The organism is Haloarcula vallismortis ATCC 29715, from assembly GCF_000337775.1.
Lineage (GTDB): Archaea > Halobacteriota > Halobacteria > Halobacteriales > Haloarculaceae > Haloarcula > Haloarcula vallismortis.
Genome location: NZ_AOLQ01000025.1, coordinates 47120 through 59717, shown reverse-complemented (window position 1 = coordinate 59717; position 12598 = coordinate 47120). Strand labels below are relative to the sequence as shown.

At 63.0% G+C, this 12598-nt stretch carries 13 protein-coding genes; 6 read left to right on the top strand and 7 right to left on the bottom strand.

What is annotated here, in order from left to right:
• Positions 1-161 precede the first annotated feature (161 nt).
• On the bottom strand, positions 162-1193 hold the full coding sequence (locus C437_RS06880; protein ID WP_004516192.1) for a hypothetical protein: 1032 nt from the start codon (positions 1191-1193) through the stop codon (positions 162-164).
• Positions 1194-1354: 161 nt separating this feature from the next.
• On the opposite strand from C437_RS06880, the gene C437_RS06875 reads away from it, so the two are divergent.
• Positions 1355-1936 (top strand): hypothetical protein, encoded by a 582-nt coding sequence (locus tag C437_RS06875; protein WP_004516191.1) that lies wholly within the window; start codon positions 1355-1357, stop codon positions 1934-1936.
• A gap of 20 nt (positions 1937-1956) precedes the next feature.
• On the opposite strand, the gene C437_RS06870 is transcribed toward C437_RS06875, so the two are convergent.
• Entirely contained in the window at positions 1957-2631 is a 675-nt protein-coding gene (locus tag C437_RS06870; RefSeq protein ID WP_004516190.1) for a cytochrome c biogenesis CcdA family protein, read from the bottom strand.
• 53 nt (positions 2632-2684) lie between these two features.
• Here C437_RS06870 and ccmA point away from each other — a divergent pair, with 53 nt between their 5' ends.
• Both ccmA and C437_RS06860 read left to right on the top strand, forming a co-directional pair.
• Complete coding sequence (gene ccmA, locus C437_RS06865) at positions 2685-3383, top strand: heme ABC exporter ATP-binding protein CcmA (RefSeq protein WP_004516189.1); 699 nt, start codon at positions 2685-2687, stop codon at positions 3381-3383.
• The gene (locus C437_RS06860; RefSeq protein WP_004516188.1) at positions 3380-4057 is read left to right on the top strand and encodes a heme exporter protein CcmB; all 678 of its coding nucleotides are present in this window, start codon (positions 3380-3382) and stop codon (positions 4055-4057) included. The genes ccmA and C437_RS06860 overlap by 4 nt, the downstream gene beginning before the upstream one ends.
• 103 nt (positions 4058-4160) lie before the next feature.
• On the opposite strand, the gene ccsA (C437_RS06855) is transcribed toward C437_RS06860, so the two are convergent.
• Genes ccsA (C437_RS06855) through C437_RS06845 form a run of 3 tightly spaced genes read right to left on the bottom strand, consistent with a single transcriptional unit; the run spans position 4161 to position 8456 of the window.
• The gene (ccsA, locus tag C437_RS06855) at positions 4161-6527 is read right to left on the bottom strand and encodes a cytochrome c biogenesis protein CcsA (RefSeq protein ID WP_004516187.1); all 2367 of its coding nucleotides are present in this window, start codon (positions 6525-6527) and stop codon (positions 4161-4163) included.
• Entirely contained in the window at positions 6524-6988 is a 465-nt protein-coding gene (locus tag C437_RS06850; protein ID WP_004516186.1) for a thioredoxin family protein, read from the bottom strand. Before C437_RS06850 ends, ccsA (C437_RS06855) begins: the two co-directional genes overlap by 4 nt.
• Before the next feature lie 49 nt (positions 6989-7037).
• Positions 7038-8456 (bottom strand): cytochrome-c peroxidase, encoded by a 1419-nt coding sequence (locus C437_RS06845; RefSeq protein ID WP_004516185.1) that lies wholly within the window; start codon positions 8454-8456, stop codon positions 7038-7040.
• A gap of 153 nt (positions 8457-8609) precedes the next feature.
• Here C437_RS06845 and ccsA (C437_RS06840) point away from each other — a divergent pair, with 153 nt between their 5' ends.
• The gene (ccsA, locus tag C437_RS06840) at positions 8610-9374 is read left to right on the top strand and encodes a cytochrome c biogenesis protein CcsA (RefSeq protein WP_004516184.1); all 765 of its coding nucleotides are present in this window, start codon (positions 8610-8612) and stop codon (positions 9372-9374) included.
• A 2-nt stretch (positions 9375-9376) separates the two neighbouring features.
• Positions 9377-9499 carry a hypothetical protein gene (locus tag C437_RS20805; RefSeq protein WP_004516183.1) on the top strand — a complete coding sequence of 41 codons (123 nt, stop codon included), beginning with the start codon at positions 9377-9379 and terminating at the stop codon, positions 9497-9499.
• Between the two features lie 35 nt (positions 9500-9534).
• On the opposite strand, the gene C437_RS06835 is transcribed toward C437_RS20805, so the two are convergent.
• Both C437_RS06835 and C437_RS06830 read right to left on the bottom strand, forming a co-directional pair.
• On the bottom strand, positions 9535-11061 hold the full coding sequence (locus C437_RS06835; protein ID WP_004516182.1) for a sulfite oxidase: 1527 nt from the start codon (positions 11059-11061) through the stop codon (positions 9535-9537).
• Between the two features lie 14 nt (positions 11062-11075).
• Positions 11076-11597, bottom strand: a complete 522-nt coding sequence (locus C437_RS06830; RefSeq protein ID WP_004516181.1) for a cytochrome c maturation protein CcmE domain-containing protein — start codon at positions 11595-11597, stop codon at positions 11076-11078.
• A gap of 270 nt (positions 11598-11867) precedes the next feature.
• Here C437_RS06830 and C437_RS06825 point away from each other — a divergent pair, with 270 nt between their 5' ends.
• Positions 11868-12449 (top strand): halocyanin domain-containing protein, encoded by a 582-nt coding sequence (locus C437_RS06825; protein WP_004516180.1) that lies wholly within the window; start codon positions 11868-11870, stop codon positions 12447-12449.
• The last annotated feature ends 149 nt before the right edge of the window (positions 12450-12598 follow it).

The following is a 12598-nucleotide window of genomic DNA, read 5'->3' as shown; positions in this document are numbered from 1 at the left end:
ACCCGGTCGCAACCTCCTGACGAGGCTCTGAAACGGCGTCGGCGACACCGGCGCTGCGTCACGAAGCGGACCGGTGTTGTGAACGCTCACTCATACGGCTTAGTGTAGCAATGTACCGGTGCCCGCCGACACCGGCGCCGGCGTAATATAAAAAACCCACCCTAGTCCGTACCAGAGCTCTGTGCGTCGCGGAGCGCCTGTGTGTCCACGTCCTGTCGGACACGCAGTGTGCTCTCGCCCACCTGCTCAACGGTCGGGTCGTCGAAGACCGGCCAGTACGACAGGCGAAACGTTTCGCGTTCAGCCGACTCCGCGGCGCCTCGATAGACGGCTTCGACGGCTGAACGCTGGACGGACGCATCACCGGCAAACGAGAGGGTGACCTGCATCCGCGCGGTGTCGTACGATTGCTCGCTGCGGTTCGGGAAGGTCGTGCTCGCGAGCGCGCCGTAGAGATTGCCGTCCACGCCCTCAAAACCGCCCGGGTCCGGCGACGGGAACAACACGCCCTGTGCGTCGGCGGCGACGTAGGCGTCGTAAAACAGCGGCCGGGTCTCAGGGCTTGCCCCCGACCACGACGGCTCGTCACCAGTCCTGGTGTCGAGAAGCGCTGCCGTGAGGTCATCATCCTGATCGCCGCTAAACCGAACGTAGACGCTCCATTCGTTGCCGCCGATGTACGTGAGCCGTCGCCCGCCCTGCTCGTCGGTCTGGCGATACACACGGTAGCCGTCGACGCTCGAGTCCTCGGTCATGCCCTGGGCCTCGAACGATTCGAGCAGAGACTGGGTCGGCCCTCGGGCGACGACAGCGACTTCGAGCGCCTCAGTGCGGTACGTCATCGCCATCGGGACGCTGTTCTCTGTCCGTGCGTCGCTTGCCGCGTCAGCGATGAGTTCGTTCCCCGCCGACGCGTCGAGTCGAGCGAATCGCAGGTCCGAGACGCTCACAGTCTGATAGCCGACCTTCTGGGGGTTCGAGTACGGGAGCGTCCACAGCGGGGGGAGCCAGCGCCGGAACTGGTACTCCGCCGGAATCCGTTCCACTGTCCGCTCGGGCGTCGGCGTTTCGGTGTCAGGTGGGGTTGCCGTTTCGCTGCTGAACAGGTCGCCGGACGAACAGCCGGCGACTGGAATCGAAATCGCAGATCCGAGCAATGCGAGCGTCTTCCGGCGCGTCTGGTTTCGACTCACGATTTGGGAGCCCTGTTCGGATGTTTTTCCACCGAACCAATGAGCGTTGTGCAATTGCGGTGTTCGCACCGCCGGACGGTGGCGGGACGACACTGTGGGCCACCGCGTCAACAAGTCCGCCGACCGACCTATTTTTGATTCCCGGGACAAACTACAGACCGATGGCGGACCGCCCTGCTACCGTCGACGACCGAGACACACGGGCCACAGCGGGGGTCGGCGGCGCAGGACTGGCCATCTGTCTCGCTGTCGGCATCGGGTACCTGTTCCTGGATGGTCGAGTCGCGACGCTCCGCACCGTCCACGTCTGGGTCGGGACCGCGTGGACAGCGCTTGTGCTCGCCTACGGCTTCGGCGTTGCGCCGTTGTTGCGGGAGCGCGAGACATCAGCGGCTTACGCGATAGTGCGGCGGCTCGTGCCGGCGACGGTTGTCCTGTTGCCCACGCTTGCCATCGTGACGATTACCGCCGGCATCACGATGGCGCTGACGTACGAAATCGTGTGGCCGATGACCACGCTCATCCAGACTGTGCTCGGTGTCGCAGTCGCCATCGCGGCTATCGCACTGCTTGGCGTGTTGCCGACAGATATTCTTGCCTACCGCGAACTCCGCAGCGCGAACCCCGACCCGGAGCGCGTCGTCTCTCTTGGCACCCGTACTGCGACATTACTCACCGTTCAGGGGGCGCTGCAGGTGATGATGCTGTTCCTGATGCTCCGTGTTGCCGCGATGGCCGGGTGATCACCGGCGACAGTCCTGCGTCAGAGCGCCGAGAGCAAGACGCGGTCCAGCTGGAACAGCAGCGCGACACCACTCAGTAACAGGAGGTACCCGGCGAGTCGACGGACTGTTTCGGTCTGTTCGACACCCGGGAGCGCGCCGCTGACTCGCCTGCCGGCGACCTTGCTGCCGTAGGCGACACCGAGCATCGGGAGACCGAACCCGACGCCGTAGCTGAACAACAGCAGACCACTCTGTGAGACATCCCCCGTCGTTCCCGCGTACGCCAACACAGCGCCAAGAACTGGGCCGACGCACGGCAGCCAGAGGATACCGATAACGAGTCCGAGGGTGAACCCGGCCGCAAGCGGATGGGCCGCGCTTGAGAGAAAGCCGATGCCGTCGACCCGCCCTGAGACTTTGGACGCGGTCGTCGCATACGCTTCGTGGAGGTCGTCATCGGCCATGACCGCGCCGAAGGCGATGATGACAAGAAACGCTGGAGCCCGGAGCGAGTCGGACGTGAGCGTTCCCAGATAGCCCGTCAACAGGCCGACAAGCGTGAACGAAACGACGCTCCCGCCGACAATCGCGAGCGGTTTCAGCCGATGTCCCACGCTCCCCGACAGGAGTGGCGGAAGCACCGGCAGACAGCACGGCGTAAAGACAGTGACGGCACCGGCGGCGAACGACGCGAGAAACGAAACCGCTGCCATACCCGTACTTGGATTACAAAAGGTAAAAACATCTGCTGTCCGTCTCTCCAGTGATGGCTTTCCTCTCGCTGTCTTCAGTCTCGAAGTATTTCGGCCCACAGGTCGGTGTTGAGGGGATTACTGTCGACGTGAGCCGCGGCGAGACGGTGCTTCTGTTCGGGCACAACGGCTCAGGCAAGACCACGTTACTCAGACTCATAGCGACGCTGACCCGACCGAGCGAGGGGACGATTTCCCTGCAGGACACCGAGTTCTCCCGCGACCGGCCGACACAGCGCGGGGACATCGGGTTCGTCGCCCACGAGACGTACCTGTATGAACAGCTAACTGCGCTGGAGAACCTTCGCCTGCACGCCCGGCTACACGGGGTAGAGCTGAGCCGGTGTGAGTCCCAACTCGACGCAGTCGGGCTCACCGACCGCGGGAGCGACCCGGTGAGCGAGTTCTCCCACGGGATGGCAAAGCGGCTCGCGCTCGCCCGGGCGACGCTGCACGACCCCGCGCTGTTGTTGCTTGACGAGCCCTTCACCGGGCTCGACGAGGAGTCACTGCTGCGGGTGACAGACCAGCTCCGGGAACTCACGGAGACGACAATCGTCTTTGCGACACACGCTATCGACCGGGGGTTCGACTACGCCGACCGCGTGCTCGTGCTCGACGGCGGACAGCTCACCCGCGACATCGACACGGCCCAGTGTCCCGGACCGGACGCGATCAAACAGGACTACGTGAACGCGCCGGGACAGCTATGATTCGCCAGTATCTGCGCGCCGTTCGGGCTATCGCGGCGAAAGATCTGCTGCTCGAAGCACGGGGCAAGCGCCGGGCCAACGGTGCGGCGGTGCTGGCGCTGCTGATAGTCGTCATCTTCTCGTTCGTGTTCGTCCGCCGCGTGGACGAACAAGCAGTTATCGCCCGTGGCGGCCTGTGGATAGCGCTCGTCTTCGCCACGACGCTCGCGCTCTCCCGGGGCATCGCTGTCGAAGACGCCAACGCCGCGATCGAGGGGCTGATGCTCGCCCCTGTTGACCGGTCGGCTATCTACCTGGGCAAAGTCTGTAGCTCGACAGTGTTCGTGACGGCCATCGGGTGGGTTACTCTCGTTGCAGTCACGGTCTTTCTCGGCGCGCCGTTCGAACCCGCCTTGCTCGTCCAGCTTGCGGTCGTGTTCCCGCTCGCGGCTATCGGGTTCAGCGCCGCCGGCGTGTTGCTGACAGCGCTGACGCTGAACTCACAGGTCAACGAATCACTCCTGCCGGTGTTGCTCGTCCCGCTCGTCGTCCCGGTTATCCTCGCGGGTATCGAACTCACCGGCCTCGCCGGCGGGCCGTTCTGGCTGTCGGAGTGGTTCCGTATCCTCCTCGTGTACGACGGGACCGTCATCGTCACTGGGTGGGTGAGCTTCGAGTTCGTTATCGAGGCCTGACCGAGCGCTGCCACGCGACGGCTCACACTGTTGGCTGTACGGGCGTGGAAACGCTCGGCACACTGAGATGCCGATTGCTGCCGTGACGGTACAGCCGACAGTATCAGTCACGCGGGCCAGCGTTGCGGCCACCGGCAGCGCCCGACGCCGGGTCGAACATGAACACCAGCCCCATCCCGAGCAACATTACGGCGACGCCGAGCCATATCTGGTTGGCCAGCGGGTAGCGACTGATTTCGATGGAGAGCCCACCCGCGGTTCGGGTCCCGACGACGTACGTGTCACCGGTGATGCCGCGTTCGATGAGCGGGTCGTTCGTCTGCATATCGCGGCCGCGGTACGACTGTTCGCTGACAGTGCCATCGGCGACCAGCGTGTCGTCACGGTACAGTTGGACGTCGAACCGATGGTCGACGACTCGCGGCGAGTACACCTCCGTCGGTGGGTCCGACGCCGATCCGAAGTTGTCACCGTTGGTGTAGACGAGCGCGTCGATGTTCTCCGAGCGGGGATCAGAGAGGGTCCCGCGGGCGACGACTACCGAGCCCTCTTCGAACTGTACCGTCCCGCTGTCGGCACCGACCCACACGCGGGACCCGTTGAGCTGTGCGATGGTCGTGTCCTCGAAGCGCTGGATCGCGGTTACCTCCCCTTTCACGAGGACCGTCGACGCCGACGTATCGACAGACCCGGCCTCTGCCGGCGTCATTGCCGCCTCGGCCATCGTCGGTGTGTTCTCCGGCGAATAGTCCGTCACTTCGACCGTGTACGGCGACCCCTCGACGTCGCGAACGATTCGCTCGCCGGGGTCGTCCAGTTCGGTCGCGCCGACGAGACCGACCGAGGCCGTCGTCGAGAAGACGTAGACAAACGAGACAGAGACGATGAGCAGCGCCGCGCCGACGTGGATGAGCACGATACCGGTCTCGTTCAGCTTCGCGTGCCGCCCGGTCAGCCGGCGGACTCGTTTCACGTAACGGATGATCCACGCGCCCGCGAAGTAGACGGCGGGGGGAAGCACCGTAACCACGCTGAGGCTCCCGATAGCGCGGTAGTACGCCGGGTCGAACGGCTCGGTCGAGGCCAGTTGCCACTCCGGCCGTGCCAGCACGACGCCGGCGACGAGGGACGCGACCAGAACTGCGGCGGCCGTCCCGACTGTCGTTCGGGTGCTGAAGCGCTCTTGCTGTGCGTACATCCCTCCCGCCAGGAGCATTCCGACGACGACCGGGAAGCTCCAGAGGTTGTAGTACCGCGCGTCGACGCTGACCTCGACGCCCGACGCGAGGCTGCGAACCACGGGGAAGGTGAGCCCCCAGAGTGAGACGAAGGCCAGCAGGATGAACCCCAGCACAGCGGCGTGATAGATCGTCGCCCGATCGAGCAGTCCCGCCTCTTCGGCGTCACTTTGCTCGGTCCGGAACCAGTGGACGAACGCAGGCCCAACCGCGAGCGTCGTTGTCGTTCCAAGCAGGAACAGGACGCCGCTCCCGATGCCACCGCCGGCGAACGAGTGAACACTCCGAAAGACGCCGCTCCGGACGACGGTCGTCGCGTAGATGGCGAGCGGAAGCAACACCGCCGTAGCGGCGGGCGCAAGCACTGCGTACCGGCCGGAGCGCCGGTACTGGTTGAGCGTATGCAACACGGCGGTCAGTCCGAGCCACGGGATGAGGACTGACGTTTCGACTGGGTCCCACGACCAGAAGCCGCCCCAGCCCAGTACCCGATACGCCCAGATCCCGCCAAGCGTAATCGCGGCGGTCAGCAGGAACCACGACCCCCGGAGCCAGCGCGTCATGCTGCCCAGCCAGTTGTCGAACACGCTCTCGGTTCCCCGGAGTTTGGCGACGAAGTGGGTTACCCCGACAGTGAAGGGGACCACCATGAGCGCGTACGCCGAGAACGTTATCGGCGGGTGGATGGCCATGAACGGGTCGACAAGCAGCGGGTTCAGCCCGCTCCCGTCCTGTGGAATCCCGTTCGCTGCGACAGACGGGTACGCTGTAGACAGGGGCGTAAACGGGCTGTCGTTGACGAGCATCCAGGCGAACACGGTGACAACACCCATCCCGAGGGACTGCGAGAGGCGCGCGCCGCGCGTGCTGTACCGGTCCAACAGCAGTGTCGTCGTGACGACAACAGCCGTGAGCATTGCCCACAGCAGTATCGACCCCGCGTTGGACGCGTACACGCCCGTAACCTTGTACAGCGTCGGGAGGTAGTTCGCGGTGTTGTCCCAGACGTACGCGTTGGTGTAATCCTCACTGAGGAACTGCGAAGTCAGATACAGTAGTGCGATGACAAACGACCCCGTCGCAACGCCTGCGGCACCCTGACTGACGCGGCGGAACGACTGGTCGCCGGTCGCGTACTCGTACCCGAGCAACACCGTTGCGAGCACGCTCCCGAACAGGCCGATCGCCAGCAGCCAGGTTCCGACCGCGAGACCGAACACGACCGTCGTCATGTCGCCTCCTCGGACCCCTTCTCAAGCGTCGCGAGCAGTTCGTCCCGCCCGATGTATCCCTCGACGCTCTCGACGGTTTCGCCCTCCGGCGTCATGATGCGGTGCTGTGGCGGATACGTCGCCTGATGCTGGCGGGCGAGCGTCGCCCCATCGCCCGGGTCATCGACGTTTACCGCGAGTAGGACGTATTCGTCCATCGCGGCACGGACGGTTTCGTTCCGATAGTGGTTCTTGTCGTACCGCTCGCAGTACGTACACCACGTGGCCCAGTAGTAGACCAGAACCGGTTTATCCTGTGACTGGGCCGCATCGAACGCAGTGCCGGGATCTGTCTCCCACTCTATGCCTCCTTGATACGTGTGCGCGTCGTCCCGGATCACCGGTGCGGCGTTCATCGAATAGTGGCCCACCCCGAGGACCACCAGAAAGAACGCGATGGTGATCGTTTTACGAGCGTTCATTTGGTGACTGTAATAAAAGAAGTGATGCCAGAAAGGCTATCGGTTCCTGTTACCGCTTGCGCTGTGCGTACGCCACAGCGAGGAGCGCGATGAGTAACGCGGCGGCCATCATGAACGCGGCGGCACTGGTCGGGGACCCCCCATCACTACCACCGCCGCTAACCCCCGCCTGCTGGGGTTCGGCAGTCTGCTGTGATGCGGCCGTTTCTGCGGGGGTTCCGACCGATTCAGTGTCGTCACCGCTGTCCGGTGCGGACGCGTCACCCGCGTCTGCGGGGAGCATCGGTTCGCCGCCGCTCCGGGATGGGATACGCGGCATCTGCTGGTCCGGATACTCACCGGTGAGACTGGTCATGAACGCGGTGACGTTCTCTGCTTGCTGGTCGGAGATGTTCTGGCCGACCTGACAGGACGCCATTACCTTCGTCGCGTTCTCCAGCGTCCGGACCTGCCCGTTGTGGAAGTACGGCGCTGTGTGCTCGACGTTCCGGAGCGTCGGCACTTTGAACATGTGTTCGTCACTGCTGTCGCCGGTCACGTCAGCGCGTCCGGCGTCGGCATACAGGTTGTACTGGTCGATGTACTGGTCACACTGCGGGTTCGTGCCCTGGTAGACGCCCAGTTGCTGGTAGTATCCGTTCCCGTCCTCCTGCTGCCACTGTGGACCGTTGAACGCGGGACCGGAGTGACAGCCCTGACAGCCCAGTTCCTTGAACGTCTCCATGCCGTTGAGCTGTCGTTCGGTCAGGGCGTCCTCGTCACCTCTGACGTACCGGTCGTACGAGCTGTTCGGGGTGATGAGCGTCCGCTCGTAGGCGGCGATAGCGTCGACGGTGTTGTTGAGCGTGACCGGGTCCTCACCGCCGTAGACCTCCTCGTACATCTCGACGTAGCCCTCGTTGTTGCGGATCTTCTCCATCGCTGCCTCGGAGGTCGGCATTCCCATCTCGACGCCCGCGGTGATGGGACCTTTCGCCTGCTCTTCGAGCGAGTCGGCGCGGCCGTCCCAGAACTGCGTGCTCATGAACACGGCGTTCCACACCGTCGGCGAATTCCGCGGTCCCGTCTGGCCGTGGACACCACGACCGACAGTTCGGCTCCCGTCACCACCTTCCATCACGTTGTGGCAGGTGTTACAGGAGATAGAGCCGGTGTCCGAGAGGCGAGGGTCGAAGAACAGTTTCTTTCCGAGTTCGATCTTCGCCTCCGTGTCACCGGGCTCCCGAACGTCCTCGTAAGACGGCAGCGGCTGACTGGTCGGTGGTTCGACGGGCAGATCGGACGTCTCGTTGCTACTCTGATTACTCGTCTGTGCGGTCTGTTGCGCTGTCTCGTCAAGCGTGTCGCTCACTGCTGCAGTTGACGGGCCCCCATCCACAGCACCAACGGTGCTTACAATCGGTCCGCCGACCAACAGCAACGACATGCCAACAACGAAGACGGCGCGAGCCAACGGCTGTCGCGACATATTCGCACATGTTCCTGACCCCTATTAAAATGGAGCGGTAAATATGCAGGGAAGGTCGCGCTAGAGCGGTCGACCGCAGTCTCTTGATTACCGGCCTGCAATCCGTTGAGAATCCGCACAACAGTTTTTTGTATGGCCTCAAGAACTGAGCGTATGAACGTATTGTCACGGCTCGAAACCCGCGGGATTCCGTCTCTCCGCGCGCTGTTTCGGTCGAGTATTATCAAGTACTTGACGCTCCTGGCCGGGGTAGCATCGCTGGGGAGCGTCTTCGGCATGGCGTCAGATTCGATGTACGGCGTAAGCAATCAGATCAATCTGATCGCGTACTGGCACATCGGGCTGGCGACGGCCGCGGCGGTCGCACTCACAGTGACATTCCTCGGCTGTGCTCTCTACCTGGCGACCGAGACACCGTTCTGGGAGTTCCTCGCCCACTCGTCGGGCGAAGTCGGGTTCCTGATGGTCACGCTGACGCTGGTGACTGGGAGCGTCTGGGGGAAAGTCATCTGGAACAGCTGGTGGGAGTGGACCGACATCCGCCTCGTGACGTTCCTCGTCATCTGGTTCATCTACGCGGGCTATCTGCTTATTTACTCCGCGGGCGGGGACTCGGCCTCGCTCAAACGCATCACGTCGGTGTACGGTATCGTCGGGTTCGTGACTGTGCCGCTGTCGTATCTGTCCACACGGCTCTGGACGCCCACGTTCCATCGACCGACGACCGGGAACCCGGACACGGACGCGACGATTACGGTCCCGGCGCTGCTCCTGTCTATCGCGGCACTCCTGCTTATTTATCTTTATTTCGTCGGGTCCCGGGTGCAGCTGCGGGAACTCAAGCGTCGCGTCAACTACGCTCGCCGCGACCGAACGCTCGATGACCACGCGATGGGACCGGGCCAGGGAGGTGAGTGAACATGGAACCCCTCCTTCTGGTCGGCTACAGCGCGGTCTTTCTGGCGCTCATCATGTACGTCGGTTACCTCCGTAACCAGGTGACGGCACTCGAAGAACAGGTCTCAGAACTTGTCGATCAGTAACGCCATTTCTGCCCTAATCGGCTAAACAGGCTATTTTACAACTGGACGTTCAGGTCGAGCCGACTCCAGCCAGTCGCGCCGTCCGGGAGCGGGTCTGAGCGCACGCGCGTCTGTTCGGTCCCGGTCCCGTCGATTGCTTTCGCTACGATAGTGTAGTTGGAGCGGTCGGGCTGCCACTCGTACTTCCATTGGCGCCAGGTGTCCGGGTCCGGTAGTCGGTCCGATAGCGTCGCCGTGTCCCACGTTTCGCCGCCATCAAGCGAGACAAGCACCGCCCGTATCCCATCTGTCCCGGCGTAAGCGTGCCCGCCGAGCTGGACCCGCCCGTCGGAGAGTCGGTTGCTCGTTTTGATTTTGACGACCGTATTGACCGTTCCCATGCCGTTCCAGCCCCGTTCTTCCCAGTAGCCGCTCTCCGACTGGTCGACGATCTCGATTTCCTCGATCCACTTCACGTTGAGCTTGCCCCACCGGTTGGGAATCAGCGCCCGGACCGGAAACCCGTGCTGACGGGGGAGCTGTCGCTCGTTCATCCCGTAGGCCAGCATCGCATCCGAAAGCATCGACACCGGCATCGAGTAGTAGTAGTCGTCGGTCGCGCGGAAGACGGCGTGGCTCCCATTGACGCCAGCTTCAGACAGGACATCCATCAGCGAACAGCCCGTCCAGAGGGCGGTCCCGATCTGGTCGCCGTCGACCGGATCCCCCAGACAGCGCAGCGTTTTGAACCGGTACATCGTCTCCCGCTGTCGCAGCTCCTCGTAAGTGAACTCCCGTTCCGTCTCGACGTTGCCGGTGACAGAGAGCGCCCAGCTATCAGCCTCGACAGCCGGCGGCCGGGGATTGATATCGACGGTGAAAAACGAGTCCGTCGTGTCGATTAGTCCGGTCATACCCTCGATATCGAACGAGCGGTCCGCCGCTGTGCCGAGGCGCTGGTCGACCGGATCGGACCCCTCCTCGCTCGCGGACGACGATGTGGACAGGTCGTCTGTCTGGGACCCGCTGCCCTGTACGAATCCGACGGCGTGGGCGACGACGTTGTAGGCGCCGAGCCCGGCGAGGGTCTTGACGAACGCACGTCTGTCCGCGGGAGTCGCTAGCTGCTCGGCGTCGTCGGTCGAGCGCGCGATTGCCAGTCCGGTACCGATAGTCCCGGCGGCGGCAGGCAACACCGCGGCCAGCGGCGACCAGACGGTCGCGGCGACGAACATCCAGACAGCAAGCAGCGATAGCACCATTCCGCCGACGTTCGGTGCCGCCTCAACGAGTTGCTCACCCGCCCGGAAGCCGGCGTAGCTGACCGCACCGGTGACGCCGGCCAGCGCGATGCCGAACACGAGGAGGGCAAGCGAAAACGACAGGTCGCCAAAGTTCCAGATGATCGAGGCGACGAGTGAACTCGGGAGGATATCCAGCGCGGTTCGGCTGGCCGCGATGAGAACGAACTCCCGAGTTGTCCCGTACACTGCGAAGGAGGTCCCCACAACCGAGACCCCGCTGGCGAAGACAGTGATTGCACGGCGAGACCGGCCCTGAAAAATCCCTGACGTCTCACTCATGAATCGAACCGTGATTATACCGGCCGTGCCCCGACCGCTTGTTCACTGTTTGTCCCATCGTCGCTCGATACGTTTCCGTGCGCAGTCACGTTCTCGTGGCCCGTGACGTTCGCGTGGGTCCCGTTCATCGACTCGTATTTCGTGGAGTCATAGTCAGTTGAGTTGTTGTGGTCCGATGGATGTTCTCCTTCGTGTGCGCGAATAGACAGGGACTCCGCCTCGACCACGCTTCCGTTGTAGTACCCCTTCGCGACGACTGTCCGGCCGACAGACATCGTCTCCGGCATCGGACCGTCATAGACCACGGGAACCGACGCGTTCGCGTCCGTGACGTTGAACGACAGGCGCTCGTTCGTCTGTTCGATGTCGATCGCGATTCCTTCGAGGTTTACCCTGTCTCCGGCGTATTCGTCTGTATCCGCTATTTTCGTTGGCGTCGTAAACTCGGCAGCACCACCCATGGTGGTGACAGCCATCGCCCCGAACAGTACCGGGATTAACACACCGCCGACGAGGAGTCGTGTCTTCGTTTGCATAGATATTCGTACGATAGTGTGGCATCACAGCCGGACTGGTCGGTCACAGCCCAGTTCGTGTATTCGTGTGGGCACGTGATGGCTACAGGAGTTTGTAACTACCGAACGCGTACGCACCCTTGTTCGGAAATGGGAACACGGGTCATTTCAGTAATCCAGCCCGTTATCAGCTTCTGGGAACACGCATCGTTGTTATTTCCCCGAACATATTCATCTCCACGTGACCGAGATGGTCGCGTGACGCGCCGTGCAGAACGTAACTCGACACCCATGACTGAGACAGAGGACCTTGACAGACGTCGGTTTATCGCGAGTATCGGCACAGTAGTCGCAGGCGCATCTCTCGCGGGGTGTACTGCGCCTGGTACGACCGCAAGTGGGGGTGAGCAGTCACCAAGCGCCGAAACTGAGGCCGACGCCGGCGAAGAAACGGCTGCCGCCACCGAGACAGCGACGGAAGCGGAGACAACCGCCGCCTCGTCCGGCAGCGCAGACGTTCCCTCGTCGGTGTCGTCATACCTCAGCGACACGAGTAACTTCGACGGCAGCGTGACCGACGCGACCGATCAAGACACCGTCACGGTGGATGTCGGCGCATCGGGGAACAACGGGAACTTCGCGTACGCCCCGGCCGCAGTCGAGGTATCAACCGGGACGACAGTACAGTGGGAGTGGACCGGGGAGGGCGCCGCACACAACGTCGTGGCGGAAGACGAGACGTTCAATTCCGGATCGTCGGTGAGCGGAACGGGCGTCAAGTTCGAATACACCTTCGAGGAAACCGGGGCGTACAACTACTACTGCACGCCTCACAAGGCACTCGGAATGAAAGGCAGCGTAATCGTACGGTAGTATCACATCGGTCGTCAGACTGAAGCAGAAACCGCTCTCGAACGCCTTCTCGCGCACAGAGCCTAAATACAGAGCACTATGGCTCCTGTCCTGAGAGCATAGTAGCCAGCAGCGGAGCGTCCTGCGACCGCTGAGAGCGGCTATACTGA

Coding starts and splice junctions, on each gene's coding strand:
- C437_RS06845 (WP_004516185.1), bottom strand. CDS start 8,456: ATGTCGCGACAGCCGTTGGCTCGCGCCGTCTTCGTTGTTGGCATGTCG.
- C437_RS06870 (WP_004516190.1), bottom strand. CDS start 2,631: ATGGCAGCGGTTTCGTTTCTCGCGTCGTTCGCCGCCGGTGCCGTCACT.
- C437_RS06875 (WP_004516191.1), top strand. CDS start 1,355: ATGGCGGACCGCCCTGCTACCGTCGACGACCGAGACACACGGGCCACA.
- ccmA (WP_004516189.1), top strand. CDS start 2,685: ATGGCTTTCCTCTCGCTGTCTTCAGTCTCGAAGTATTTCGGCCCACAG.
- C437_RS06850 (WP_004516186.1), bottom strand. CDS start 6,988: ATGAACGCTCGTAAAACGATCACCATCGCGTTCTTTCTGGTGGTCCTC.
- C437_RS20805 (WP_004516183.1), top strand. CDS start 9,377: ATGGAACCCCTCCTTCTGGTCGGCTACAGCGCGGTCTTTCTGGCGCTC.
- C437_RS06825 (WP_004516180.1), top strand. CDS start 11,868: ATGACTGAGACAGAGGACCTTGACAGACGTCGGTTTATCGCGAGTATC.
- C437_RS06830 (WP_004516181.1), bottom strand. CDS start 11,597: ATGCAAACGAAGACACGACTCCTCGTCGGCGGTGTGTTAATCCCGGTA.
- C437_RS06860 (WP_004516188.1), top strand. CDS start 3,380: ATGATTCGCCAGTATCTGCGCGCCGTTCGGGCTATCGCGGCGAAAGAT.
- ccsA (WP_004516184.1), top strand. CDS start 8,610: ATGAACGTATTGTCACGGCTCGAAACCCGCGGGATTCCGTCTCTCCGC.
- ccsA (WP_004516187.1), bottom strand. CDS start 6,527: ATGACGACGGTCGTGTTCGGTCTCGCGGTCGGAACCTGGCTGCTGGCG.
- C437_RS06835 (WP_004516182.1), bottom strand. CDS start 11,061: ATGAGTGAGACGTCAGGGATTTTTCAGGGCCGGTCTCGCCGTGCAATC.